The organism is Roseateles aquae, from assembly GCF_032337115.1.
GTDB lineage: Bacteria > Pseudomonadota > Gammaproteobacteria > Burkholderiales > Burkholderiaceae_C > Roseateles_C > Roseateles_C aquae.
This window is the reverse complement of record NZ_JAVXZY010000004.1, coordinates 131,490-156,184: the sequence shown is the minus strand read 5'-3', so window position 1 is coordinate 156,184 and position 24,695 is coordinate 131,490. Positions and strand designations below refer to the sequence as shown.

Annotated in this window: 4 protein-coding genes; all 4 read left to right on the top strand. The window is 71.8% G+C overall.

Annotated features, from left to right (window positions below):
* Positions 1–20: 20 nt before the first annotated feature.
* From RQP53_RS11660 to RQP53_RS11645, 4 genes are read left to right on the top strand one after another with little or no spacing between them, the layout of a single operon-like run.
* Complete coding sequence (locus RQP53_RS11660) at positions 21–7,679, top strand: hybrid non-ribosomal peptide synthetase/type I polyketide synthase (RefSeq protein ID WP_315650476.1); 7,659 nt, start codon at positions 21–23, stop codon at positions 7,677–7,679.
* Between the two features lie 60 nt (positions 7,680–7,739).
* On the top strand, positions 7,740–21,422 hold the full coding sequence (locus RQP53_RS11655; RefSeq protein WP_315650475.1) for a non-ribosomal peptide synthetase: 13,683 nt from the start codon (positions 7,740–7,742) through the stop codon (positions 21,420–21,422).
* On the top strand, positions 21,419–22,762 hold the full coding sequence (locus RQP53_RS11650) for an MFS transporter (RefSeq protein WP_315650474.1): 1,344 nt from the start codon (positions 21,419–21,421) through the stop codon (positions 22,760–22,762). Before RQP53_RS11655 ends, RQP53_RS11650 begins: the two co-directional genes overlap by 4 nt.
* On the top strand, positions 22,759–24,507 hold the full coding sequence (locus RQP53_RS11645) for an FAD-dependent monooxygenase (protein ID WP_315650473.1): 1,749 nt from the start codon (positions 22,759–22,761) through the stop codon (positions 24,505–24,507). The genes RQP53_RS11650 and RQP53_RS11645 overlap by 4 nt, the downstream gene beginning before the upstream one ends.
* The last annotated feature ends 188 nt before the right edge of the window (positions 24,508–24,695 follow it).

Here is a 24,695-nt window from a genome sequence, read left to right as displayed (position 1 = left end):
TTCAGACAGGACTCCATCTCATGCATTCCCTCCCGCACGCCGAGAGCAACGACGATAGCAACGACGATTGCAACGACGACAGCGATCCCGCGCTCAGCCTGGCCATCATCGGCATGGCCGGTCGCTTCCCGCAGGCCGAGACGCTGGACGCCTTCTGGCAGCTGCTGATCGAGGGCCGCGAGGGCATACGCCGCTTCAGCGTCGAGGAGCTGCGCCAGGCCGGTGTGCCCGAGGAGGAGTTCTCGCAGCCCGACTATGTGCCGGCCGGCGCGGTGATCGAGGACGTGGCCGGCTTTGATGCCGCCTTCTTTGCGATGAACCCGCGCGAGGCGGCCTGCACCGATCCGCAGCAGCGGCTCTTCCTCGAAGTGGCCTGGGCGGCGCTGGAGCATGCCGGGGTCGACCCGCAGCGCGAACCGGGCCGCATCGGCATCTTTGCCGGCAGCTCGCGCAACCAATACCTTGTCGATCATCTGCTGAGCCAGCCCGAGGCCCAGCTGCCCGGCGCGCTGCAGCTGGTGATGGGCAATGACAAGGACTACATCGCCGGCCGCAGCGCCTACAAGCTGGGCCTGACCGGACCGGCCGTTAATGTGCAATCGGCGTGCTCGACCTCGCTGGTCGCCGTGCACCTGGCAGCGCAAAGCGTGCTCAACGGCGAGTGCGAGCTGGCGCTGGCCGGCGCCGCCTCGCTGACCCGCCTGGGCACGCAGGGCTATGTCTATACCGAGGGCGGCATCGCCGCGCCCGACGGCCATTGCCGGCCCTTCGATGCCGCGGCCCAGGGCACGGTGCCGGGCTGTGGCGTGGCCGCCGTGGTGCTCAAGCGGCTGGACCGGGCGCTGGCCGATGGCGATGTCGTCCACGCCGTCATCCGCGGCTCGGCCATCAACAACGATGGCCGCGACAAGAGCAGCTTCACCGCGCCCTCGGTGGCCGGGCAGGCGGCGGTGATTGCCGAGGCCCTGGCGGTGGCCGGTCTGGAGCCGCAGGACATCGACTTCATCGAGGCGCATGGCACAGCGACGGCGCTGGGTGATCCGATCGAGGTCACGGCGCTGCAGCAGGTCTATGGCGCGGCCGGCGTGCCGGCGGGCTCGGTCGTGCTCGGCTCGCTGAAATCGAACTTCGGCCATATGGATGCCTGCTCCGGCGTCGCCGGCCTGATCAAGACGGTGCTGGCCTTGCAGCACGAAGCGCTGCCGCCGACGCTGCACTACCAGCAGCCCAATCCCAATATCGACTTTGCTGCCAGTGCCTTTCGCGTCAGCGCTAGCGCCGAGCCCTGGCCGGCGCGTGGCCGGCCGCGGCGAGCGGCGGTCAGCAGCTTTGGCGTGGGCGGCACCAATGCGCATGTGGTGCTGGAGCAGGCGCCGGCTGCGGCGCACGACGCTGAAGCAACGGCCGGGGCTCAGCTGCTGGTCCTCAGCGCTCGCAGCCGCAGCGCGCTGCAGGCCCAGCAAGCCGCGCTGCTCGCGCATTGGAACGCTCATCCCGAGCTCGATGCCGGCGCGGTTGCGGCGACGCTCTGGCATGGCCGCCAGCAGCTGCGCTGGCGCGCGGCGCTGGCCTGCAGCGATGCTGCCGATGCCCGCCAGCGTCTGGCCCAGCCGCTGCCGGTGCGCGAGGCGCCAGCACAGCGGCCGGCGCTGGTCTTCATGTTCCCCGGCCAGGGCGCCCAGCAGCTGGGCATGGGCCGTGCGCTGGCCGCGCAGCTGCCGGCTTTTGCCGCCGAGCTGCAGGCCTGCAATGCGGTGCTGCAGCGGCTCGGCTGGGGCCATGATCTGCTGGCGCTGATCTGGGCCGAGGGCGCCGACAAGGCGCGCGCCGAACAGCTGCTCGCGCAGACCGAGCTGACCCAGCCGGCGCTGTTTGCGATCGAATGGTCGCTCGCCACGGTGCTGCGCCAGCTCGGCCTGGAGCCGGACGCGATGATCGGCCATAGCCTCGGCGAATGGGTGGCCGCCGCGCAGGCCGGCGTGTTCACCCGCGATCAGGCGCTGGAGGCGGTCATGTGGCGCGGGCGTCTGATGGCGGCGCAGCCCACCGGGCGCATGCTGGCCGTCGGTGTCGGCGAAGCGGCGGCCGAGGCGCTGTTGGGCCCGGGGCTGTGGCTGGCCGCCGTCAACGGACCGGCGCAATGCAGCCTGTCTGGCGAGGCGGCGGCGCTCGAGGCACTGGCCGCGCGGCTGCAGGCCGAGGGCCTGCCCTGCCAGTGGCTGGCCACCTCGCACGCCTATCACAGCGGCCTGATGCAGGGCGCGCTGGCACCGTTTGGCGAGCTGCTGTCGCGCTGGCAGCTGCAGGCGCCGCAGCGGCCCTTTATTTCCAATGTCAGCGGCGACTGGATACGCGCCGAGGACGCACAGTCGGTCGCCTACTGGCAGCAGCAGCTGCTGGCGCCGGTGCGCTTCCATGCCGGGCTGCAGACGGTGGCGCCGGGCGCGGCCCTGCTGCTGGAGCTGGGCCCGGGCCGAGCGCTCAGCCGCATGGCCGGTGCCTGCTGGCCCGACGATGCCAGCCGCCTGGCGCTGCCGCTGCAGCCCAAGGCCGATGCCTCGGGCAGCCAGGGCACGGCGGAGGGCTGGCGCCAGTGGCTCGATGCCTGGGCGCAGGCCTGGACTTTTGGGCTGGCGCTGCCCGCCGCGCTGCAGCCACGCCCACGGCGCAAGGCGCTGCTGCCCAGCTATCCCTTCGAACATCAGCCGCATTGGGTGCCGGCCACGCGCTCGGCGCCGGCCGGTGGCCGCCGCGCTGAGCTGCGCGACTGGTGCGGCCTGCCCAGCTGGCAGCGCCTGCCGGCCGGTTCGCGTGTTCAGCAGGCCCAGGCACAGCCGCGGCGCTGGTACCTGGCCCGCGAGCAGGCCCAGGGCCAGCCCTGGCTGCCGCGTGCCGCCGGTTGGCGTTCGGTGCAGGCACCGGGGCCGCAGTCCTCGGCCTGGGTGCATTGGCTGGAGGAATGGCGCGAGCAATGGCGTGCTGCGCCGGGCGCGGTCGTTTGCGCCTGGGGCCTCGCCGAACCGCTGATGCCGCGGCAGGAATTCCTCTCGCTGCAGCAGTTGCTGCGCGGCCTGGCCGCCGATGTGCAGGCGCTCGATCTGGCAGAAACGCTGCCGGTGCAGCTGCTCTGCCGTGGCAGTGCAGCGGTGCTCGATGGCGAGGTGCTGATGCCGGCACGTGCCGTCTGGCGCGGTCTGGTCGGCACGGCGGCGGCCGAATGGCCGCAGCTGGCGCTGCAGCTGATCGATCTGGGCGCCGATGCGCCGAGCGAGGCGCAGGCCGAGCGGCTGGGCCTGGCGTCCACGGCGGCTGCCGCGCTGGAACCCTGGTGGCAGGCCTGGCGGGGCCAGAGCCGCTGGGTGGCCGCTGAGTTCAGTGGCAGCGTCGAGCAGCTGCCCACCGGGTTCTCGCTGCCGAGCGGCAGCCATGTGCTGATCAGCGGTGGCCTGGGCGGCATGGGCCTGACGTTTGCGCGCGCCCTGGCCGGCAGCGTGGCCGATCTGCGCCTGACGCTGCTCGGCCGCAGTCCGCTGGAGCAGGGGCCGGCCGCGCTCGTCGCGCAGCGCCGCGAGGCCTTGCGCGAGCTGCAAGGGCTGGGCGCGCAGCCGCGCTATCTGGCGCTGGATGTGGCCGATGCGGCGGCACTGCAGGCGCTGGCGCAGGACTGCGCCCGCCCCGACGCCTTCGGCGGGCCGGTGAACGCGATCCTGCATACCGCCGGTGTGGCCGGCGGTGCGCTGCTCGACCAGCTCGACGAAGCGGCACTCGATGCCGTGTTCGCCCCCAAGGTTCAGGGCAGCCTGAATCTGCTGCAGGCCTTCGACGGTCCGGCACTGCAGGTCATGCTGATGTGCAGCTCGCTGAGCCCCTGGGCGCCGGGGCTGGGCCAGGCGCATTACGCCGCGGCCAATGCCTTCCAGGCCGCGCTGGCGCAAGCCTGGCGTGGTGTGGCGCGGCTGGTGGCGGTGGACTGGTGCGCCTGGAGCGAGGTCGGCATGGCTGCCAGGATCAGCGGCTCGCTAGCCCAGGCCGGCGGCCACAACGAGATCCAGCCGGCCCAGGCCGCCCGACTGCTGCCGTTGCTGCTGGGCTCAAGCGAACCGCTGTGGATGGTGTCGCCGCAGCCGCTGGCCCTGGTGCAGCAGCAAACGGCCGTCTTCAATCGCGAGCTGCTGCAAGGCAAGCTGCCCGACGCCGAGCTGCAGGATCTTGCTGCCGATGAGGGCGCTTCGACGCTGCAACGCCGCGTGTCGGCGCTGTGGCAGCAGCTGCTCGGTGTGGCGGCACCCGCATCGGACGCCGACTTCTTTGCCCTCGGCGGCCATTCGCTGCTGGCCACGCAGTTACTGGCCCAGCTGCGCCGCCAGCTGCAGCTGGAGCTGCCGCAGAACTTTGTCTTCGAGCATCCCGGCTTTGCGTCAATGTGCGCGGCGCTGGAGGCGCTGCAGGCCGCCGGCGCCGAGGCGCCAGCAGAAGCGGCGACCGAAGTGCAGCCGGGCGAGCCGAGCGATGAGCATCCGGCCTCTTTTGCCCAGCAGCGCATGTGGATGCTGGAGCAGATGGCGCAGGGCGCGCCGCTGTACCACATGCCCTCGGCCTGGTGGCTGGATGGTGGTGTGGATGAGCAGGCGCTGGAGCAGGCCTTGCAGCAGCTGTTGGCTCGCCACGAGGTGCTGCGCAGCGGCCTGCATTGGAGCGAGTCTGGCTTGGTGCAGCGCGTGCTGCCGCCGCCAGCACGTCTGCTGCACGCCGAGGCCTTCGAGGGCGAGGCCGAGGCAGCGCTGGCGCTGGCCCGCCAGTGGATTGCTGAGCCTTTTGCGCTGCAGCAGGGGCAGATGATCAAGGCGCGGCTGTGGCGCTGGGCCGATGGCCGCGCGCTGTTCGTGCTCTGCCAGCACCATATCGCGTCCGACGGCTGGTCCACCGGCATCCTGTTGCGCGAGCTGCAGCAGGCCTATCGTGCCGCCCTTGCTGGACAAAGCCCCGCGTGGCCGGCGCTGCCCATGCAGTACCGCGACTACGCGAGGGCGCAGCGCGAGCTGCTGCGCGGCCCGCGGCTGGAGCGCCAACTGGCCCATTGGCGCGAGCGCCTGGCCGACGCGCCGCTGCTGAGCAGCTGGCCGGCCGACCGGGCCCGGCCGCCGCTGCCGTCCAGCACCGGCGGCGTGCTGCAGTTCGAGCTGAGCGCCTCGCTGTGCCAGGGCCTGCAAGGGCTGGCGCAGGCGCATCAGGCCACGCTGTTCATGACGCTGATGTGCGCCCATATGCTGATGCTGGCGCGGCTCAGCGGCCAGGATGAGGTGTGCGTCGGCACGCCGGTGGCTGGTCGGCAGCAGGAGGGCTGGGAGCCGCTGGTGGGCTTCTTTGTCAACACGCTGGTGCTGCGGGCTCGTTTCCCCGCCGAGCAGACGCTGAGCCAGGCCTTGTCGGCGGTGCGTCGGGTCGCGCTGGATGCGTTTGCGCACCAGGACGTGCCGTTTGAGCAGGTGGTGGAGCAGCTGCAGCTGCCGCGCGACAGCAGCCGCACGCCGCTGTTCCAGACCCTGCTGACGCTGCAGGCCGGCAACACCCAGGCGCTGGACCTGGCCGGGCTGAGCAGCCGTGCCGAAGCGCTGCATCCGGGCGGCTCGCAGTTCGATGTCTCGCTGAGCCTGACGCCGCTGCAGCAGGGACTCGGCGTGAGCATCGAGTACCGCCGCGATCTCTTCGATGCCGAGACGGTGCAGCGCCAGGCCGCCCGCTTCATCCACGTGCTGGAACAGCTGGTGCGCGAGCCGCAGGCGCAGGTGGGCGGTGGCTGGTGGCTGCTGCCGGGCGAGCGCGAGGCGCTGCTGCGCCAGCCGGCTCTCGAGGCTGTCGCACGGGCTTTTGATCAACGCCCGCTGCACGAGCAAGTGCTGGACGTGGCCACGCGCCACGCTAGCCGGCCGGCACTGCGCGACGAACGCCAAGAGCTGAGTTACGCCGAACTGGCCGAAGCGCTGCGCCGCCAGGCCACGGTGCTGCGCCGCTGGGGCGTGGGGCGCGGTGTTGTCGTCGGCCTGCACCTCAATCGCGGCGTGGCCACGGCGGTCGCGCAGCTGGCCGTGCTGGCCGCCGGTGGCGCCTTCCTGCCGCTGGACCCGGCCTACCCGGCCGCGCGGCTGGCCTACATGCTCGGCGACGCACAGCCGCTGCTGGTGCTCAGCGAACACGAGGCGCCCCCGCAAGACCTGACCCCGGTGCCGGGCTGGCGCTCGCTGGCCGCGCTGCAGACGGAAGCCGCCGCGACCGAACCACAGCCGCTGCCCGCGGTGCAAGGCGCCGACCTGGCCTATGTGATCTACACCTCCGGCTCGACCGGCCAGCCCAAGGGCGTGCTGCTGGGCCATCGCGGCCTCAGCCACCTGACCCACGCGCAGGGCCGGCTGTTCGACATCCAGCCGGGCCAGCGGGTGCTGCAATTCGCCTCGCTGAACTTCGACGCCTCGGTGTCCGAGCTGGCCACCACGCTGGCTGCAGGCGCGCTCCTGTGCATCCCGCCGCGCGAGGCGCTGATGCCCGGCCCGGCGCTGCAAGCCACGCTGCAGGACTGGGCCATCGAGGTGGCCACGCTGCCGCCGGTGGCACTGAACCTGCTTGACGCCGAGACGCTGCCCGAGCTGCGCCTGTTGATCACCGCCGGTGAAGCCTGCCCGGCGGCGCTGGCCGCGCGCTGGCTGCCGGGCCGGCGCTTGCTCAATGCCTACGGGCCCACCGAGCTGACCGTCTGCGCCACGGCCCAAACGCTGCAAGCCGAACAGCTGGAACAAGGCGTGGTGCCGATCGGCCAACCGATCGCCAATGCGCGCGCCTATGTGCTGGACGAGCAGGGCGAGCCGGTGCCAGCAGGCGTCACCGGCGAACTCTGGCTCGGCGGCGAAGGCCTGGCCTGGGGCTATCTCGGCCAAGCCGGCATGACGGCCGAGCGCTTTGTGCCCGACGCGCTGAGCGGCCAGGCCGGGGCGCGGCTGTACCGCTCCGGCGATCTGGCGCGCTGGCGGCGCGATGGCACGCTGGAATTCCTCGGCCGCAAGGACGATCAGCTCAAGCTGCGCGGCATCCGCGTCGAGCTCGGCGAGGTGCAGGGCGCGCTGGCGGCGCTGCCGGGCGTGCAGGCGGCGGCGGTGCTGGTGCAGCGCAGTGCACAGCAGCAGCTGCAGCTGCAGCTGCAGCTGCAGCTGCAGCAGCCGGAGCTGGTCGGCGTGCTGGTGGCACCGGGGCAGACGGCCGTGCAGCTGCGCCAGGCGCTGGCCCAGCGGCTGCCGGAGCATCTGCTGCCGGGCCGGCTGCTGCTGCTGGAGGCGCTGCCGCAGACGGCCAATGGCAAGGTCGACAAGGCCGCGCTCGAGCGGCTGCTGGCCGAGCGGCCGCGCGAGGACGCTGCGGCCTACGAGGCGCCGCAAACCGAGCTGCAGCAGCAGCTGGCGCAGCTGTGGCAGCAGCTCTTGGGCTGCGAGCGGGTGGGGCTGAACGACCACTTCTTCCTGCTCGGCGGGCATTCGCTGCTGGCCACGCGCTTGACGGTGCAGCTGCGCGAGCAGCTGGGCCTGACGCTGTCGCTGCGTGATCTGTTCGAGACGCCGCTGCTGGCCGATCTGGCGGCGCGCTGCGAGGCCTTGCAGCAAGCGGCCGCCGAGCTGGACGACATCGAGTATTGAGCCGCGCAAGCGGCATAGGCGTCGGGCCCGCAGGGGCCTTGGACGCTGGAGGACGGGGCAATGGACATCGAACACACACTGACGGCCAGACTGGCTGATTTCGCGGCTCGCGGCGCACGCTTCAGCGTCGTCGAGGGCAAGCTGCGCAGCCAGGGCGCGCAGGCGGTGCTCGACGCCGCCGAGCTCGCCTGGGTGCGCCAGCATCGCGATGCCTTGATCGCTCTGCTGACGCAGGACCAGGCGGCGACACGGCTGCAGGCACTGCCACGGCCGGCGCAGTTGCCGCTGTCGGCCGCGCAGCTGCGGCTCTGGTTCATGGACCAGCTCGATCCCGGCAGCCCCAGCTACAACATCCCGGCCGCCTTTCTCGTCGAAGGTGAACTCGATGTGGCGGCGCTGAGCGCGGCGATAGACGCGCTGGTTCAGCGTCACGAGAGCCTGCGCACCGTCTTCATCGCGCCCAGCGAGGCGCAACCGCAGGCCACGCAGCGGGTGCTCGATGCGATGCCGGGCATTCTGCGTGTCGAGACGCTCGCAGGCAGCGGCCGCGAGGCCTGTCAGCGCCGCGCCGATCAGGAGGCGCGCGAGCCCTTCGACCTTTCCCAGGGACCGCTGCTGCGCGTGCGCTATGCACAGCGCCCCGCAGGCGAGACCGGGCCGCAGCTGCTGTGCATCACCGTTCACCACATCATTGCCGACGGCTGGTCGATGGCGGTGCTGACCCGCGAACTGGCCGAGGCCTATGCCGCCGCGCTGCAGGGCGGCAGCCCGGACTGGACGCCGCTGGCCTTGCAGGTGGCCGACCACGCCCTGTGGCAACAGCAACCGGCGCAGCAGCGCCAGCTGCAGGCGGCGCTGGGCTACTGGCAGCAGCGCCTGGCCGGCGCGCCAGCCCTGCTGGCCTTGCCGACAGACCGGCCGCGACCGGCGGTGCAGGGCCAAGCCGGCGCGCACCACGGCTTCATCATTCCGCCGGGGCTGGCCGAGCGCTTGCGCACGCTGGCCCATCAGGAAGGGGCGACGCTGTTCATGGTGCTGCAGGCGGCGCTGGCGCTGCTGTTGGGTCGGCTGTCTGGGCAGACCGATGTCTGCGTGGGCACGCCGGTGGCCGGCCGCACCGAGGCGGCGCTGGAGGGCTTGATCGGCTGCTTCCTGAACAGCCTGGTGCTGCGCACCGATCTGTCCGAGCCGGGCAGCTTCCGCGAACTGTTGCGCCAGGTGCGCGCCCAGACGCTGGCGGACTTCGACCATCAGGCGCTGCCCTTCGAGCGTCTGGTCGATGCGCTGAATCCCGAGCGCAGCAGCGCCTACAGCCCGCTCTACCAGGTGATGCTGGTGCTGCAGAACACGCCGCCGGTGCGCTGGGCACTGAGCGGTGCGCAGCTGCAGCCGCTGGCCGGTGAATCGGGCGCGGCCAAGCTGGACCTGCGCCTCTCGGTCACCGAGATGCCCGAAGGCCTGTACTGCGGCATCGAGTACCGCAGCGCCTTGTTCGATGCAGCCACGATTGCCGGCTGGGCCGCGGCCTGGCAGACGATGCTGGACGCGCTGTCGCTCAACCCCGATCTGCCCTGCCAGCGCCTGCCCAGCTGCTCGGCCGCCGAGGGCGCGCGGCGGCGCCGCTTCTGGGCCGAACAGATGCCCGGCATTGCCAGCGAGCCGCAGGACGCGCTGCGTCTGCCGGGGCTGCCGGCCCATGTGCTGGCGCTCTGGCAGCGCCCGCTGCAGCAGGCGCCACAGGCCTTGGCCGTTCAACAGCATGAGCGCTGCTACAGCCATGCCGAGCTGGCCGCACAGGCGCTTGCCCTCGGGCGGCAGTTGCAGGCCTGCGGTCTGCGGCCGGGCCAGACGGTGGCCGTGCTCAGCGACGATCCCCTGCTGCAGCTGCGCAGCATGCTCGCCCTGATGTGGGCGGCGGCGCTGTTCATGCCGCTCGATCCCAAGCAGGCGCCGCGGCGTCTGCAATCAATGCTGAGCACGGCCAGGCCGGCGGTGCTACTGCATGACGCCGACAGCGCAGCGCTGACCGCCGAGTTCAACGCCTCATGGGGAGACAGCGGCCCGCGCTGCATCGATGCCACCGGCTTCGCGTTCGACAACGCAGCGCTATCGCCAACCGATGCCGACTTCGCCGGCCCCTGGCAGGCGCTCGCGCCGGACGCGCCGGTTTATCTCTACTTCACCTCGGGCAGCAGCGGCGAGCCCAAGGGGGTGCTCGGCCGTTCGCAGGGCCTGGCCCAATTCATCGACTGGGAATGCCGCAGCCTGGCGCTGGATGCCGGCACGCGGGCCAGCCAGCTGACACCGGCCAGCTTCGACGTCTATTTGCGCGAGGTCTGGGCGCCGCTGGCGGCCGGCGGCAGCGTTCATCTGCCGCCGCCGGTGCGCACGCTGTCGCCCGAGGCCTTGTGCGACTGGCTGAAGGCCGCCGGCGTGACGCTGATGCATGCGGTGCCGACGCTGTGGCGCCATCTGATGGCGGCCGCGCTGAGTCCCGAGCGCCTGCCGGCCTTGCGCCAGCTGGTGCTGGCCGGCGAGCCGCTGCTGGGCGTCGATGTGCAGCGCTGGCGCACGCTGATGGGCGCCGAGGCTGAGCTGTTCAATCTCTACGGCCCGACCGAGACGACGCTGGCCAAATGCGTCTACCGGCTGCCGATCGAAGCTAACACCGAAAAAGGATGGCCGACGCAGCTGCCGGTCGGCCGGCCGCTGCCTGGCGCGCAGCTGCTGGTGCTGGACGAGGCCTTGCAGCCCTGCGCCGAGGGGCAGCTGGGCGAGGTCTATCTGCGCACGCCTTATCGCAGTCTCGGCTATCTGGGCGCCGATGAAGGCCATGGCGAGGTCTGGGTGCCCAACCCGCTGCGCCGCGACGCTGCCGATCTGCTCTACCGCAGCGGCGATCTGGGCCGCTGGACGGCGGCCGAGGGCCTGACGTTGCAGGGACGGCGCGATGGCCAGATCAAGCTGCGCGGTGTGCGCGTCGAGCTGGCCGAGGTTGAGCAGGCGCTGATGCAGCTCCACGGCGTTCAGGCCGCGGCTGCGGCGCTGCAGGGCGAGGGTGCACAGCGCCGGCTGATCGGCTATCTGCGTCTGGCCGATGGCAGTGCCAGCGTCGATGAGGCCCGCCAGCAGGCCTGGATGGAGGCCTTGCGCGAGCGTCTGCCCGAGGCCGCCTGCCCGGCCGAGCTGATGGTGTTGGAACAGTGGCCGCTGACCCGCAGCGGCAAGCTCGATCGCCGTGCGCTGCCGGCGCCGCTGCCACAGGCCGAGGCCGAGCAGCCGCTGCAGACGGCCACCGAGCAGGGCCTGGCAGGGCTCTGGCAGGCGCTGCTGGGCGGCGAGCCGCCGGGGGCGCAAGCGCATTTCTTCCGCCAGGGCGGCCATTCGCTGCTGGCCACCCGGCTGGTGGCCGGGGTGCGCGAGCAGTTCGGCGTGGCACTGCCGCTGCGTGCGGTGTTCGAGGCACCGCAGCTGCGCGCGCTGGCCGCCGCCATCGATGCGCTGCGTGAGCAGGCTGCCGAGGCCGCCCCGGCGCTGCAGGCGCTGCCCCGGCAGCCCGAGCAGCTGCAGCGTTTTGCGCTCAGCCCGGGCCAGGAGCGGCTGTGGTTCCTGCACCAGCTCGAAGGCGAGGCGGCGGCCAGCGCCGGGCTCTACAACACGCCGCAGGCACAGTGCTGGAGCGGCCCGCTGGACGCGAGGGCGCTGGCGCAGGCCTGGACGCAGCTGCAGCGGCGGCATGAGCTGCTGCGCGCCGACATCGAGCAGCAGGCCGATGGCGAGCTGCTGCTGCGCGTCCACCCCGAGCCGCTGGCTGTGCTGCAGTGGGCCGAGGCGGACAGCGAGGCGGCGCTGCAGGCGCTGGTCGATGCCTGCGTGGCCGAAGCTTTCGCGCTGGACCGTGCGCCGCTGGCGCGGCTGCGGGCGATACGCGGGCCGGCCCGAGTTCACGAGGGAGCACCTAACGAAAATGTGGCGCAGACGGTGCTGGTGCTGGTGCTGCATCACGCCATCACCGATGGCGTCGCGCTGGCGCTGCTGTTCGAGGAGCTGTTCAGCGCCTACCGTGCCGCCTGTGGGGAGGGCGTGGTACTGCCCGAGCTGGCGCTGCAATACGTCGACTACGCGCATTGGCAGCGCAGCGCCGCGGCACAGCAGCAGGCCCAGGCGCAGCGCAGCTTCTGGCAGCAGACGCTGGCCGGCCTGCCGGCGCTGCTGGAGCTGCCAAGCGACCGGCCGCGCGGCAGCCAGCTGAGTGCGTCGGCCGATCGCGTCGCCTTTGCGCTGCGGCCCGAGCTGCGCGCACCGCTGGCCGCGCTGTGCCAGGCGCAGGGCTGCACGCTGTTCATGCTCAGCGCGGCGCTGCTCAGCGTGCTGCTGGGGCGCAGCAGCGCGCAGCGCGATGTCTGCCTGGGCACGCCGGTGGCCAACCGCCAGTTGCCGGGCACCGAGCAGATGCAGGGCTTCTTCGTCAACACGCTGCCGCTGCGTCTGCAATGGCAGCCCGAGCTGGGTCTGGCCGACTATCTGCCGCAGGTGCGCGAGCGGGCGCTGCAGGCCTTTGCCCATCAGGACCTGCCCTTTGAGCAGATCGTCGAGGCGCTGCAGCTGCCGCGCAATACCGGCCACGAGCCGCTGTTCCAGGTGCTGCTGCTGGTTGCCGAGGGCGGCCGGCCGCTGAGCTCGGCCGCCGGGCTGACACGTCAGAGCTGGCCGGTCGGCGGCCGCGGCGCCAAGTTCGACATCAGCGTCGGCTTGCAGGACGGCGAGCAGGGACTGGTCGGCGCCTTCGAGTACCGCAGCGATTTGTTTGATCGCGACACCATGGCCCGGCTGGCCCAGACCTTCTGCCGCTGGCTGGAGCTGGCGGCAAAGGCCAGCACGCTGCCACTGGGCCAGTGGCCGCTGTGCACGGCGCTGGAGTTGCAGCGCGCCGCCCACGAATGGAACGCCACCGGCCATGCTGAGCGGCCGCTGGTCTGGATGCACCAGTGGCCGCAGCGGCAGCTGGCGGCCCATGCCGATGCGCCGGCCTTGGTGGTGGACGGGCAATTGTGGAGTTATGAGAAGCTGGAGGCGCGCAGCAACCAGCTGGCGCGGGTGTTGCGGGCACGCGGTGCGGCGACCGAGCGGCGTATCGCCGTCTGTCTGCCGCGCACGGCTGAGCTGATCCCGGTGCTGCTGGCGGTGCTGAAAGCCGGCGCCGCCTATGTGCCGCTGGATCCGGCCTATCCGGTCGGGCGCTTGCAGCACATGCTGGCGGACAGTGCCGCGCTGCTGTGCATCAGCACGGCCGAGACGGCGGCGCTGCTGGGCGCAGGGGAGACCGAGCAGCTGTCGCTGGCGGCGCTGTGCGCGCTGGCCGATGCCGAGCCGGACACGCCCTTGGACGTGACCATCGCCGCCGAGCAGCTGGCCTATCTGATCTACACCTCGGGTTCGACCGGCCGGCCCAAGGGTGTGGGCATCAGCCACGGCAATGCGGCCAGCTTTCTGGCCTGGACGGCCACCGTGTTCGAGCCGGCGGCGATGCGCGCCGTGCTGGCCGCCACCTCGGTCTGCTTTGACCTCTCGATCTTCGAGATCTTCGCGCCCTGGGTGCAGGGCGGTGCCTGCTGGCTGGCGCCCTCGGTGCTGGCGCTGGCCGAAGATCCCGCGGCCTACCCGGTCAGCCTGGTCAATACCGTGCCGTCGGCGATGACCGAGCTGCTGCGCCTGGGCGCGCTGCCGGCCACGGTCGAGGTCGTCAATCTGGCCGGCGAGATGCTGCCGCGCGCGCTGGTGCAGGCGTTGCACGACAGCGCGCCGCAGCTGCAGGTCTACAACCTCTACGGGCCGACCGAGGACACCACCTATTCGACCTGGGCGCTGATGCCGCGCGGGCAGGGCGGGCTCTGCGATATCGGCCGTCCGATGCTGGGCAGCCAGGCCTATGTGCTGGACGAGCAGGGCCAGCTCGTGCCGCCCGGCGTCGTTGGCGAGCTCTATCTGGCCGGCGACGGCTTGGCTCGCGGCTATCTGGGCCAGCCGGGGCTGACGGCCGAGCGCTTTGTGCCCAATCCCTGGTCGACCGAGGGTGGGCGCATGTACCGCACCGGCGACCGTGCCCGCTACCGCCGCGACGGTGTGCTCGAATGCCTGGGCCGCGTCGATCACCAGATCAAGCTGCGTGGCTTCCGCATTGAGCTCGGTGAGGTCGAGGCCGTGCTGGCCGAGCATCAGGCCGTCGAGCAGGTGCTGGCCGTGGTGCGCGCCGATGCTGCTGGCGATCAGGCACTGTGCGCTTACTACAGCTGCAAGCCCGGTCAGGCCGACCCCGGCGCCGCCGTGCTGCTGGCGGCGGCGGCACGCAAGCTGCCCGCCTATATGCTGCCCAGCCATCTGATCGCGCTACAGGCCTTTGTGCTGACACCCAATGGCAAGCTGGATCGCAGCGCGCTGCCGGCGCCGGCCACGGCGTCTGAGGCCGCATCTGCCGCGGCGCTCGATGCTGAGGGCCCGCTGAGCGAGATCGAGGCGGCGCTGGCCGCGGCCTGGCAGCGGGTGCTGGGGCGCGCGCCGGCCCACAAGCGGCAGGACTTCTTTGCCGCCGGCGGCCACTCGCTGCTGGCCACGCGCCTGGTCGCGGCGCTGCGCGCCGAGACCGGTCTGGAGCTGCCACTGCGGCGCATCTTCGAGGGATCGACCTTCGCCGATCTGGCCATCGCCCTGCAGGCGATGAGGGCTGGGGCATTGGCTCAGCCCTCGCTGCCAGCGCCGCAGCGGCGTCCGGCGGACGCGCCGCGCCGTGCCTCACCGGCGCAGCAGCGGTTGTGGTTCCTGCAGCATCTGGATGGCGATCGATCGCCCTACCAGATCGCCACCGCGCTGCAGATCGAGGGCGCGCTAGACGCCGCCGCGCTGCAGGCCGCGCTGGACGCGGTGGTGCAGCGCCATGAGGGCCTGCGCGCGGCCTTCGACACCGTGGACGGCGCCGTCGTGCTGCGCCTGCATGAGGCACCGGGCTGGCAGTGGCAAACGCTGGAGCTCGTGGCGCTGCCGCTGGCCGAGGCGCGGGCGCAGGCGCTCTGGCGGGTGCAGGCGACCGCGCAGCAGGGCATGGACATTGCTCGCGATCCGCTGTTCCAAGCGTTGCTGATCAAGCTGTCGCCCGCGCAGCATGTGCTGCTGCTGCGCATGCATCACATCGTCTCGGACGGTTGGTCGCTGGGCGTGCTGATGCGCGAGATGGGCGAGGCCTATGCGGCGCTGGACGCTGGCCAGGCGCCGGACTGGGCGCCGCTGCCGCTGCAGTACGCCGACCATGCCCATGCCCAACTGGACGCGATGGCCAGCGGCGCTCTGCGGGCGCAGCTGGATTACTGGACCGGGCGGCTGCGCGGTGCGCCGGCGCTGCTGGATCTGCCGCTGGATCATCCGCGCCCGGCGCGGCCCAGCTTCCAGGGTGCGCGGCTGCCCTTCAGCGTCGACGCCGCCACGCTGGCCGGCCTGCAGGCCTTGGCGCAGCGCCAGGGCGCCAGCCTGTTCATGGTGCTGGCTGCCGCGCTGCACGTGCTGCTGGCACGGCTGTCGCGTCAGCATGACATCTGCCTGGGCCTGCCGATTGCCAACCGCCGCCATGCCGAGCTGGAAGGCCTGATTGGCTATTTTGCTAACACCCTGGTGCTGCGCACGGAATCGACACCGGCGCAGCCCTTCACCGAGCTGCTGGCCCAGGTGCGCGAGCGCCTGCTGCAGGCTTACGAACACCAGGATCTGCCGTTTGAGAGTCTGGTTGATGCGTTGGGCCTGTCGCGCGAGGCGGCGGTCAATCCGCTGTTCCAGGTGATGCTGGTGCTGCAGAACGCGGCCACCGAGGCCCCCCAGCTGCCAGGGCTGCGTGTCAGCCCGCTGGCCTTCGAACGTCTGGAATCGCAGTTCGACCTGACGGTGGCGGTGCAGGAGCAGGGCGGTGCGCTGCAGGGCGTGTTCGAGTTCAGCAGCGATGTGCTGGAAGCGCCAACGGTGCAGGCCTGGATCGCGCTGTGGCAGCAGCTGCTGGCCGCGATCAGCGCTGACGCCAGCCGGCCGCTGCTGGCGCTGTCGCTGGCGCCCGAGCCGCAGCGCGCCGCGCTCTGGGCCGCCCGCCAGGGGCCGGCCTGGAGCGATGGCGGCTGCTGGCATGCGCTGCAGGCCTTCGAGGCGCAATGCCGCGCGCATCCGGCGCGCGTGGCCGTCGTCGACGGCGGCGAGACGCTCAGCTTCAGCGCGATCGACGCCTGGTCGACGCGCTGGGCCCAGCAGCTGCAGGCGGCTGGCGTCACGCCTGAGCAGCGGGTGGCGATCTGCATGGACCGCAGCTGGCGCATGATCGGCGCGCTGCTGGCGGTCTGGAAGGCCGGCGCTGCCTATGTGCCGCTGGACCCCGCCTACCCGGCCGCGCGCCGCCAGGCCATGCTCGACGACGCGCAGGCGGTGCTGCTGCTCAGCGATATTCGCCATCGCGAGGCGATGCAGGCGCATGGCCTGCCGCTGCATTGCGTGGACGAGAACCTGCCGGCAGACCTTGCGCCGTTAGTGCAGCCGGCTCGCCATCCTTTGCAGGCCGCCTATGTGATCTATACCTCCGGCTCGACCGGCCGACCCAAGGGCGTGGTCGGCACGCATGGCGCGCTGATGCGCCTGGCCCAGGTGCATGCCCAGACGCTGCTGCGACCGCTGGGCCCGGGCCCGCATGCGTGCAGCTTCAATGCCGCGCTGGTGTTTGACGCTTCGCTGTCCGAGCTGAGCCTGCTGCTGGACGGCCAGACCCTGCATGTCTTCCCCGACGAGGTACGGCTCAGCCCCGAGCTGTTGCGTGCCTTCCTGGTTCGCCACCAGATCGCCGTGTTCGACAGCTCGCCGGCGCAGCTGCGCTATCTGCTCGACGCCGGGCTGGAGGCGCCCTGGCCGGCGCGCATCGTCTGCGGCGGCGAGGCCATCTCGCGCGATCTGTGGGCGCGGCTGGGTGGCCTGGCTGGCACCCGGGTGTTCAACGCCTATGGGCCGACCGAGGCCTGCGTCGATGTGGTGTGGGCGCCGGTCGAGGGCGAGCGGCCGGTCATCGGTCGGCCGCAGCCGGGCGTGCGCTTTGCCATCGTCGATGCGGCGGGTGAGCCGGTCGCCGAGGGCCTGCCGGGCGAGCTCTACCTGGCCGGCATGGCGCTGGCGCGCGGCTATCTGGGCGCCGCGGCGGCCACCGCCGAGCGCTTTGTGCCCGACCCCGACGGCCCGCCGGGCAGCCGCCGCTATGCCACCGGCGATCTGGTGCGCTGGCGCGAGCCGCAGGGGCTGGAGTATCTGGGCCGGGTTGATCAGCAGGTCAAGCTGCGCGGCTTCCGCATCGAGCTGGAGGAGATCGAGGCGCAGCTGGCGCAGCTGCCCGGCGTGCAGGCGGCGGCGGTGCGCCTGCAGTCGAGCGAGCAGGGGCCGCAGCTGGCCGCCCATCTGCAGCCGCAGCGCTGGATCGGCGTGCCGCCGCGCGGCGCGCTGGCGCTGGGTGGCCCGCTGGCGGGCGTGGACCGGCTGGACGAGGGCTGGACCGGCGCCTGGCCGCTGCAGGCGAACACGGCGGCGCAAGCCTGGCCGCTGGGCCTGCTGCGCCACCGCTCGCCGCTGCGTCTGCCGCTGGCCGATGGGGGCGAGGCCCGTGTCACCAGTCTGGCCCTGCATCCGCAGTGGCGGCGCTGCTTTGATGCCCTGCATGCCGAGGCCTGGCCGGCCTACTTCGCCGGCTCCGCCGTGCTGGGCGAGGCCTGGGACGCGATGTACCAGGTCTTCCCGCAGGCCCAGATGCTGTTGCGCGAGGGCCGCGACACGCTGCTGGGCATCGGCAATGCGGTGCTGCTGCACTGGGACGGTGATGCGGGCGCGCTGCCGGCCGGCTGGGAGGGTGCGCTGCGCGAGGGCCTGGCCGGCGCTGAACGGGGGCAAGACCCTAACACCTTGGTGGTGCTGGCGGGGGTGATCGATCCGCAGCACAAATCGCGCAAGCTGGCCGGCTTGATCGTCGATGGCTTCAAGCGCCTGGCCGGCCAGCTGGGCCTGGCGCATGTGCTGGTGGCATTGCGGCCGCTGGACAAGGTCGCCCATCCGCAGATGGCGATTGCCGACTATGCCCAGCTGCGCGATGAACAGGGTCGCGTCTTTGATCGCTGGTTGCGTCTGCATCTGAACGCCGGCGGCCAGCTGTTGGGCAGCGAGGCGCGCTCGCAGCGGGCCGAGGCGCCCTTGACCGACTGGGCGCGCTGGTGCGGCATGCCGCCGGCCGAGGCCGGCAGCTGGACACCGGGCGACACGCTGGCGCCGGTGCAGCTCGACCCGCAGCGGCAAGTGGGCGTTTATGAGGACCCCTGCATCTGGGTTCGCCATGAGCCGCTGGACAGGGGCGCAAGGCGCGACTATCCCTGGCAGGCTTGGCCGAGCCCGGTTGCGCAGGCGGTGCAGCAGCTCTGGGTGGTCGAGCACGAGGCCTGGCCGGATGGCGATCTTCAGACGCTGCAGGCACTGGCCGATGCCGAGCCGCAGGCCGGCTGGCCGCAGCCGCTGGCTGCCTTGCGAGAGCATCTGAGCCGGCAGCTGCCGGCTTATATGGTGCCGGCTTGCTGGGCCTGGGCGGCCCGGCTGCCGCTGACGCCCGGCGGCAAGCTCGACCGCCAGGCCCTGCCGGTGCTCAGCGCGCAAGCGCTGGGTGAACGCAGCGATGTGGCGCCGGCCCATCCCAAGGAGGCGGCGCTGTGCCGGGTCTGGGAAGAGGTGCTGGGCGTGCGGCCGGTGGGCCCGGAAGACAATTTCTTTTCGCTCGGCGGCGATTCCATCCAGTCCATCCGCATGCTGGCACGGGCCAAGGATATCGGCCTGGTCTTCTCGGCCCGGCAGGTCTTCGAGCACCAGACGGTGCGTGCCTTGCTGTCGCAATGGCGTGAGCTGCGGCGCGACAGCGCCGAGCAGGGGGCGGTGAGCGGGCCGTTGGAGCTGCTGCCCATCCAGCGCCAGTTCCTGCGCGAGGGTGGCGCTGATCTGCATCACTTCAACCAGGCGGTACTGCTCGTGCCGCCGGCCGCGCTTGGCCTGGACGCGCTGCGTGCAATGGCGGCGGCGCTGGTGCAGCGCCATGATGCGCTGCGCCTGGTCTTCAAACAGCATGACGGCCAGTGGCAGGCCGAGCATCGGCCCTGGGACGCGGCGCAGCTCGACCAGCTGGTCGGCGAATGGCAGCTGCCCGACCGCGAGGCGCCTGGCGCCGCCGCGGCGCTGCAGGCGCAGCTCGATCAGGCGCAGGCCAGCCTCGATCTGACCGAGGGGCCGCTGTGGCGTTGGCTGCTCTGCCGTGACGCGCGCGGCGCCTGGCGGCTGCTGTGGGTGGTGCACCACCTGCTGGTCGACGGCGTGTCCTGGCGCATTCTGATGAAGGACCTGCAGCTGCTCTGGTCGCAATGGCAGGACGGCGGCGCTGCGGCGTTGCGCCTGCCGCGCAAGACCGATGCGCTGCAGCACTGGGGCGCGGCGCTGCGCCAGCGCGCCGACAGCCTGGAACTGGCCACCGAACGCGCCGGCTGGCAGTGGATCAGCCAGGCGCCCGTCGACCCCTGGCCCATCGTGATGGCGCCCGCGCTCGACACCGTGGCCCAGACCCGCAGCCTGCGGCTGCGCCTCGACGAGGCCAGCACACAGGCCCTGCTGGGGCCCTGCCACCGGGCGCTGGAGACACAGATCAACGATCTGCTGCTGGCGGCGCTGGCCTGGGCGCTGCGGCGTTGGGCCGGCATCCGCCATGGCCGCATCGAGCTCGAAGGCCATGGCCGCGAGCCCTGGAACGAGGAGATGGACCTGAGCGAGACGGTCGGCTGGTTCACCAGCGTGTTCCCGCTGCTGCTCAGCACGCCGGCCGACGACGGTGATTGGGTCGGGCTGATCCGCGGCGTCAAGCAGCGGCTGCGCGCTGTGCCGCGCCGCGGTCTGGGCCACGGCCTGCTGCGTGAGCTGGCCACCGCGCCGCTGGCCGCCGGCGAGCCGGCGCCGCTGCTGTTCAACTACCTGGGTCAGTTTGGCGAGGCCTCGGGTGGCGAGGCGGGCGCGGACGATGGGGCTCAGCCGATCTGGCAGCCGGCCGCGGAGTCGCCCGGTGCCTTGATGGGCGCAGCGATTCGTCGCACTCATGCGATGGTGCTCAACGGCGGGGTCTACCAGGGCCGTCTGCAGTTCACGCTGGACTTCAATGGCGAGGCCCAGGATGCCGGGCAGATGCAGGCCTTCATGGACGCACTGCAGCTGGGGCTGGAACAGATCGCCCAGGCCTGCCTGGCCATGACGCCGCCACGCTGGCCCGATCCTCAGGGTGCGCAGCGCGAGCTGCTGCACGGGCCGGTGGCCGATATGCCCAACCGCGGCTGGTTCTTCCGCCGCCTCGATCTGCATCACTGGAACGCGGTCGATCTGCTGAACCTCGATGCCGAGTTGGCGCCTGCGCTGCTGGCGCGGGCAACCGAGCTGCTGCTGACTCATCACGATGAGCTGCGCAGCGTCTGGGCGCAGCGCGATGGTCGCTGGCAGCAGTGGATCAGACTGCCCGACGAGATGCCGCCCAGCTTCTTCTCGGTCGATTTGTCGGCGCTGCCGGCAGTCGAACAGCGCGCCGCGGTCGAGGCCCTGTGCGCCGAGCTGCAGGGCAGTCTGGACATCGAGCACGCGCTGTTCAAGGTGGTACATCTGCGCCTGGCCGACCACTCGGCCCGGCTCTTGCTGCTCTACCACCATCTGCTGGTCGACAAGTACGCCTGCAATGTGGTGCTCGACGATATGCGCGCGCTGTGCGAGGCGCTGCACGCCGGCCGGGCGCCGCAGCTGCCGGCCAAGACGGCGTCCATGGCCAGCCTGGCTCAGCTGTGGCAGCGCCGTGCGGCCCAGCTGGGCGAGCCGGAGCTCGAGCGCTGGCGCCGCATCGGCGCCGCGCGCTTCCGGCCCTGGCCTGAAGAGGCCGGTGAGCGCCCGCCGTCGCCGCTGCCGGGTGCCGGCCTGCCGGGCTTCTCGGTGGTCGGCTGGACGGCGGCGCAGACCCGGCGCCTGCTGGAGCGCAGCCAGCGTGCCGGCGCACCGGCCCTGACCGATTGGCTGCATGCCGCCATCACCGAGGCCTATGGCCGTTGGACCGGCTCGCCGGCGGTGCAGATCATCCAGGTGCACAACGGCCGCAGTCACCTGCCCGAGGATCTGGACCTGACCCGCACGGTCGGCTGGTGCGGCCATTACGCGGTGCTGCCGCTGGATCTCAATGGTGCTAACACGGTTGAGGAGCGTCTGCAGCGGGCCCGCGAGGCGCAGGCGGCGCTGCAAGGCCATGAGGCCGATTACAGCCTGCTGCGTGATGCCCATGTCGACCCAGCGGTACGCGCCGCGATGGCGGCCTTGCCCGATCCGCAGCTCGAGTTCCAGTATCACCCGCCCTCGATGCAGCAGCTTGGCGCGGCCAGCGATGCGCAGGCCTGGAGCAAGGCGGCGGAGGCGCCCGGCAGCACCGACGGGCCGATCCGCGTGCGCTTCCGGCCCTTCTCGGCCTGCTCGATTGACGAGGGCGTGCTGACCTTTGTCTGGGCCTACTGCCGCACGCAGTTCGACCCACGCAGCTTCGAGCGCTTCACGCACAGCGTCATCCAGATCCTCGACGAGTGGCTGGATGCCAGCGCCGCCGAGTCACCCAGCCCCGTCCATGTGATGAACCCACAGACATGAATCAGAACCCACACTATTTCGAAGACGCCTTGCTGCCGGCGCTGCGCCGTGATCCGTTGCTGCGCCGCCTGCTCGGCGGCCAGCTGCTGTCCCATCTGGGCGCGCAGTGCTCGCAGGTCGCGCTGCCCTGGCTGGTGCTGGCGCTGAGCGCCGATCCGCTGGCGGTGGGCACGGTGCTGGCGGCCATGCTGGTGCCGCGCTCGCTGCTGATCCTGCTCGGCGGCGTGGCGGTCGACCGCTGGGGCGCACGCGCCGTGTTGCTGGCCGCGCAGCTGGCCAATGCGCTGCTGCTGGGCGGGTTGGCGGCGGCGGTGTACAGCGAACGGCTGCAGATGGGCGGTGTGCTGCTGCTGGCGCTGGCGCTCGGCACGGCCACCGCGTTCAGCAGCCCGGCGGCGGCGGCCCTGGTGCCGCAGGTGATACGGCCGGAGCGGCAGCGGGTCGCCAACCGCGCCATGGTCGGCATGTCGCAGCTGGCGCTGTTTGCCGGCCCGCCGCTGGCCGGCGGCCTGATCGTCGCGCTCGGCGCCGGGCCGCAGGCCGGACAGTCGCAGCTCGGGCTGGCCTGGGCCTTTGGCCTGGATGCCTTGGGCTTTCTGGCCTCGACGCTGAGTGTGCTCGGCCTGCCGGCCTTGCGTCCGGCCGCCACAGCGGAGAGCGCCGATGCCGCCGATGTTGCCGAACGGCCGGCACGACCCAGCGTGCGCCAATCGCTGCTGGAGGGCTTTCGCGCGGTGCGCGCCGATCGCCAGCTGCTGACCAGCTTTGCCTACGGCGCCTTGGTGGCGCTGTGCGCCGCCGGGCCCATGCAGGTGGCCTTGCCGGTGCTGGCCGAGCAGCTGGGCCGCAGCTGGGGCGCTGGCGCCTATGGCCTGCTGCTCGGCGCCTTTGGCGGTGGCTGTGTCGGCGGCACGCTGCTGGCTGGCTGGCGGCCGGATTGGCGCGCGGGCACCGTCGGCAACACCATGTTGCTGTTCGACGCCATCATCGCCTTGATGTTCCTGCTGCTGTCACAGCTGCAGCAGCTGTGGCTGATGGCGCTGCTGCTGGCCGTCTCAGGCCTGCTGTTCGGCTTTCTGCAGAACATGGTCTACCACTGGACCCAGCAGCGTGTGCCGCCGGCCATGCTGGGCCGCGCGATGAGCCTGTTCATGCTGATGATGCTGTCGATTGCGCCGCTGTCCATGCTGGGCTTTGGCGCCCTGCTGCGCTGGTGCTCGCCCAGCCAGGTGTTTGCCGTCAGCGGGGCTGGCGTGTTGCTGGTCGTGGCCGGCGCCTACTGGCATGGCCTGATGCCGCAGCTGCGTGACCGCAGCGCGCTGGCCGGGGAGGCGGCATGAAGCGCCGTGATGATCTTGAGGTGCTGATCGTCGGCGCCGGGCCCACGGGGCTGTCGCTGGCCCAGCTGCTGGCCCGCCAGGGCATCCGGGTGCGGGCGATCAGCCGCCACCGCGGCACGGCACACACGCCGCGTGGCCACATCACCAATGCGCGGACGATGGAGGTGCTGCGCGATATGGGCCTGGAGTCGCGTGCCCGCGAGCTGGCCATGCCGCAGGCGCTGATGCGCCATAGCCAGTGGGCCACACAGCTGGCCGATGGTGAGGTGCTGGCTTCGCTGGACAGCTGGGGCGCCGGCCCCGAGCGCCTGCCCGACTACCAGCGCGCCAGCCCCTGCGCGCCCTGCAATCTGCACCAGCACCGGCTGGAGCCGCTGTTGCTCGATGCTGCACAGGGGGCCGGGGCCAGGGTCGACTTCGAGCAGGAGTTCCTGTCACTGAGCCAGGACGAGGAGGGCGTGCGCGCCGAACTGCGCGATCTGCGCAGCGGCGAGGTCTACGAACTCCGTGCCCGCTATCTGGTGGCCGCCGATGGCGCCAACAGCCGGGTGGCGACGCAGCTGGGCGTCAGCATGGACGACGAGCTGGTGCTGGGCACGGCGATCAGCTGCTGGATCGAGGCCGACCTGAGCCGCTGGGTGGCAGACCGCCCCGGCGCGCTGTACTGGCTGTCGGCGCCGCATGCCGAGCGAGGCGTGCAGTGTGCGACCTTGGTCAATGTCGAGCCCTGGCATCAATGGATGATGGCCTTTGGCGTGCCGCCCGATCAGATCGAGGCCGAGCTGCAGCCGGCCGCATTGCTGGCGCGGGCGCGGGCGGTGATTGGCGATGCCAGCGTGCCCATTGCGATCCGCGATGTCAGCCGCTGGACGGTGCGCCGCGCGGTGGCCAGCCGGATGCGCGTCGGCCGCGTCTTCCTGGCTGGCGACGCCGCTCACCGCCATCCGCCGACCAATGGCCTGGGCACCAACACCAGCATCCAGGACAGCTTCAACCTGGCCTGGAAGCTGGCCCTGGTGCTGCGCGGGCAGGCGGCCGACAGCCTGCTCGACAGCTACGAGGCCGAGCGGCTGCCGGTGGCGCGCGCCGTCGTCCATCGGGCGATGGAATCCTCCTTCGAGATGCATGCGATGTTCGAGGCCATCGGCCTCTACCCTGGCTTGCCCGGCGACGCGGCGGCGGCGACGCTGGCCGAGCTGAAAGCGGCCAGCCCCGAGGGCGAGGCCCGGCGCGCGCGGCTGCAGCAGGCGCTGGCGCTGCAGAACTTCCAGCTCAATGCGCTGGGCATCGAGATGGGTCAGTGGTACGAGCAGGGCGCCGTCATCGGCGCCGGGCCGCGTCCCGCTGGCGATGCCGATCCCATCCTGCACTACCAGCCGCATGCAGTGGCCGGCGCGCCGCTGCCGCATGCCTGGCTGCAGCGGGGCGGCCAGCGCTGCTCGACGCTGGACCTGGTCGGCCATGGCCGTTTGGTGCTGTTGTGTGGCGCCGAGGCGGGGCCCTGGCGCGAGGCCGCGCGGCAGCTGTTCGAAGCCCGCGGGCTGGGCCTGACGCTGATCGCGATTGGGCCCGAAGCCGATGTGCAAGACGTCGAAGGCGGCTGGGCCGCGCTGGCGCAGGCCAGGCCGTCGACAGCCTGGCTGGTCCGCCCCGACCGCCATATTGCCTGGCGCAGCGACAGTGCCGGACAGGCTTTCGAGCAGCTGGATCATGTGCTGAGCCAGCTGCTCGGGTCGCAGCAATGAGCCCCTGGCCGGGGCTGGCGGCCTGTCAGGTCTGGCGGTTCAGCCTCGATGACGAGGCCTGGGACCAGGGCAGCGGCTGGTTGAGCGCCGGGGAGTAGCGGGCCGGCGCCGCCCGGCCTGGCGCAGCGCCGGCGCTGGTTCTGCCGCCCGTGGACACAGAAGGAGGCCTGTTGCAAGGCGCTGGCAAG